We start from the raw sequence: 3,181 nt of genomic DNA, 5'->3' as shown, positions 1-3,181 counted from the left end.
GGTCGTCTGGGCAAAGGAAAGCCCGGCCGACACCGCCAGCACGGCCGAAGCCAAAAGGATGCGTTTCATCTTCTTTCTCCTGTCTGAATGCGCGGGATGCGCCTGGCAAATTGAACAGGCAGACAGAAAGAGTGTTCCCCGATGCAGTTCAACTTTTGTAACTCTGACAACGATGAGCCTTCTGAGACGATTCATCGCCCTTGGCTCCGCTGCGGCATGTTTGCCTTCGGTCTCCTTTGCGGATGCGCAACGATTAGACCGAAAAATAGTCGCGATTTCGCCCATCGGTTGCATTCCGGCCTCGAACACGTTAGTTTTGACGCTAGCGTTCCCGGGGGGGAAGGTGGATGAGCATCGTCCAAAGGGTCGGTCCAGTTCTAGAACAGGCGATTGCCGCAATCCTCAACAGGGCGGACCGGGGGGACACCGTCTCGGTCAAAGCCGCATTATACCAGGTTCGGCAGTCTGCGCCTGATTTGACAGTATGCGACGACCATATAACCGAGGCTATCCTCGAAGTCGCTGCGGCCCTTGACCTGTTGGTGGCTTTCGATAGTCGCGAGTAGCCGATCAATCGCGCGTAGCGGTTTGATAGGAACGGCCCGGCAGCCAATCGGGGGGTGACCAGGCGCTAACTGGCGGCAATTGGGTCGTTCGCCGGTTGCGCAAGTTATAGGCCATCTCATGCATCATTGCTAATTTTGGTAATCTGATTATGTTCCGTTGCCCTAGCCGCCGGATCTCACGATCCAGGCTCGGTTCCTTGCGTAGGTGGGCAGGCGCAGGCTCCAGCCGGCTGGAGTTCATTGAGCCTTGATGCCGACCTTGGTCGAGAAGCCGCCCGAGGGCGACGCCTGGATACACGAGGTGGAGTTCGACGGCTACTGGGCCTGTCTGCCGGAAGGTCAGCATTTAGGTCGGCGTCGACCAGAAGCTTGGAAACCGTGTTGATCGGCATGTCGGCAAACGCGGGACCTTTGCTAGATGATTGCCTTTTTTCTGCGCGACCCGACAGATTCACCTGAGCATGCCCTGTAATGTCACGTAATAGGGCAACATGACCGATCCATTGCTGCGCGCCTGTGTTCGGTATACCTAGCGGGCGAATTCAGCTGATCTGACATTTTATCGATGGCAAACACCGCGAACCCAGTTGATGAGAATTCCGACGAGCATCGGCGCGAGCGCCGCCAACGTGTGCTAAAGGGCGGGACGATCATCACCGGATCCAGATCAGCTGCACCTTGCGCAATCAGCATGAGGGGGGCGCTGAGCTGAAGGTCGCGCCCGATGCCAAGGGTTCCCGATCGCTTCTTGCTCTACGTGTCGGTCGATGGAGTTGCCTATCGATGGGAGGTTCGCTGGCGTCGCAACGACCGCATCGGCGTCAAATTCACCGGCACCGAGCCAAAACCGAAACTTCACTACGGCTGACCGACGGCAAGATGAAAGTCAGAATTTTTTTCTGGCACTGCCAGTTATTTTTCATGTCCCAAACAGCACAAGTTGCACCGCCCACTCTTGCCGAGGACAGCCTGGACAGGACGTGAACTGCGCAGCCGTCCTTGAAACCGCTTTCACGGCTCTGGTGTCCTCTTGCATCGAGCAAGGCTGGACGGCTGAAGAGACTGCCACCGCACTTTTTAACTTCGCCAAGAGACCACCTGAATAGCTCAAGGCGACGACATCGACTTAAGTTCGCCTAGCTGTGCGCTGTTTTGACATTTTGACATCGCGGTGTCGGATTATTTGCATGCAAACGAGTGTTGCGACCCTATCCTCCCTCCTCAAATTCTGGGAGGAACGCATGGCTCCGCATGAGCGACATGCCGTTGAAATCGTCAGAGACAAAGACTGGTCGGTCCGCGTGACGGTCAATGGCACCACCACCACCGTCCCTTTTGCATCCGAGAGCTACGCGCGCTCGTTTGCAGATGGTCAGGCGTTCCGGCTGGGCGTTCAGGTGGCGGAGCTTAAGAAGGCAGCCTAGCTGCGCGCCGACGCGACTCGGTACAATATACTCGTCAAACGCCGCTTCGAGTTCGCTCGTGCAGGCGACATCGCCCGCCTGGACAACAGCTTCCCGGTCTGGAACGGCGCGCCAAGCCTGTCATTTCGAGAGAATCCGGTTTAATCATTAGTATCGCCCAGCCATCGCCTTGGCACCACGGCGTCGATTTGGGTTGGAACGAGGTTATAGTCGCCGCAGAGAACACTGGGTGCCCCAATTTCGAGCAAGTGCTGGCCGTAGTTGATGAGACGATCGAACCAGCGCAGCTTGTAGTCGAACTTTGGGCCAGGCGCTGGATTGCCGGTGGGCAGATAGAGACAGCCCACAACGACCCCATCCACCTCGGCCTCGATATAGCGGCTGAGTGTCGTCAGGATCGCCAGGCAGGGCCGCGTCGGCCTTCCACAGGTTCCATTCCTCGGGCCAGGATCGCCACACCGTTGTAGGATTTCTGGCCGTACCAGATTGCGCCGTAACCCGCCTCTCTGATCGCATCGATAGGAAACTTGACGTCCGACGTCTTCAATTCCTGCACGCAAACGATGTCGTAGTCGCTTTCGCCTAACCACTTCAGGAGCACAGGCAGTCGGCCGTTGACGCCGTTCACATTGAAGGTAGCGATGCGAGTCATGTGCATGCCCCCTCGTGAGATATTCGCGGCAGTCGGCGCGCAGCGCGGGGTGGCGTTTCCCCCTGCGCTGAACCCTCAGCTCTTGCTATCGTCAACTTCGCCGGCATCCTGTGCGGCCGAGGCTCACTTTTTGCCCAGCTTGTGTTCGACCTTGGCAGTTCACCGCAAGAATGCAGTCGTTTTCTAAGCGACACCCGACTCCCCTCGCTGATCGGGAATCACTTTACCAAGCAACGCGTTGCCACACAGGCTAGCGCCGCATCTATCGCTCGCGACCTCGCCTACTACGCTCCCGACTGCGGGCTTTTCGACGGGCAGCTCTAAGTTCGGCGTACGCCTCCGGCGAGGGCCGCCTTGCGGGAGCATGGCCCGGTAGCGAAGCTGCGCTCTTAAGGTCGTCCTTTCGAGCGTAGTTAGCAGCACAGCATGAGCCATGTGACGTTATTGACCGGACCGGAGCGTCGTCGTCGTTGGCGTGAAGAGGATCAGTGCCGGATCCTGGCCGCGGCATTCGCGCCCGGGGCCATAGTGGCGGCGGT

At 58.2% G+C, this 3,181-nt stretch carries 2 protein-coding genes and 2 pseudogenes; 2 read left to right on the top strand and 2 right to left on the bottom strand.

Annotated features, from left to right (window positions below; translation table 11 throughout):
- Positions 1 to 285 (bottom strand): hypothetical protein (locus NKI59_RS34715; RefSeq protein ID WP_352709028.1); only part of this gene is annotated, 285 nt, incomplete at its 3' end.
- Between the two features lie 846 nt (positions 286 to 1,131).
- Here NKI59_RS34715 and NKI59_RS34710 point away from each other — a divergent pair.
- Together NKI59_RS34710 and NKI59_RS34705 are read left to right on the top strand one after the other, a co-directional pair.
- Positions 1,132 to 1,434, top strand: a pseudogene (locus tag NKI59_RS34710) (PilZ domain-containing protein).
- Positions 1,435 to 1,807: 373 nt separating this feature from the next.
- The gene (locus NKI59_RS34705; RefSeq protein ID WP_352625720.1) at positions 1,808 to 1,990 is read left to right on the top strand and encodes a hypothetical protein; all 183 of its coding nucleotides are present in this window, start codon (positions 1,808 to 1,810) and stop codon (positions 1,988 to 1,990) included.
- 152 nt (positions 1,991 to 2,142) lie between these two features.
- Here NKI59_RS34705 and NKI59_RS34700 read toward each other — a convergent pair.
- Positions 2,143 to 2,642, bottom strand: a pseudogene (locus NKI59_RS34700) (exodeoxyribonuclease III); the annotation flags it as partial.
- Between the last annotated feature and the right edge of the window lie 539 nt (positions 2,643 to 3,181).

Source organism: Mesorhizobium sp. M0598 (assembly GCF_040320865.1).
Taxonomy (GTDB): domain Bacteria; phylum Pseudomonadota; class Alphaproteobacteria; order Rhizobiales; family Rhizobiaceae; genus Mesorhizobium.
This window is presented reverse-complemented; position numbering and strand designations above follow the sequence as displayed.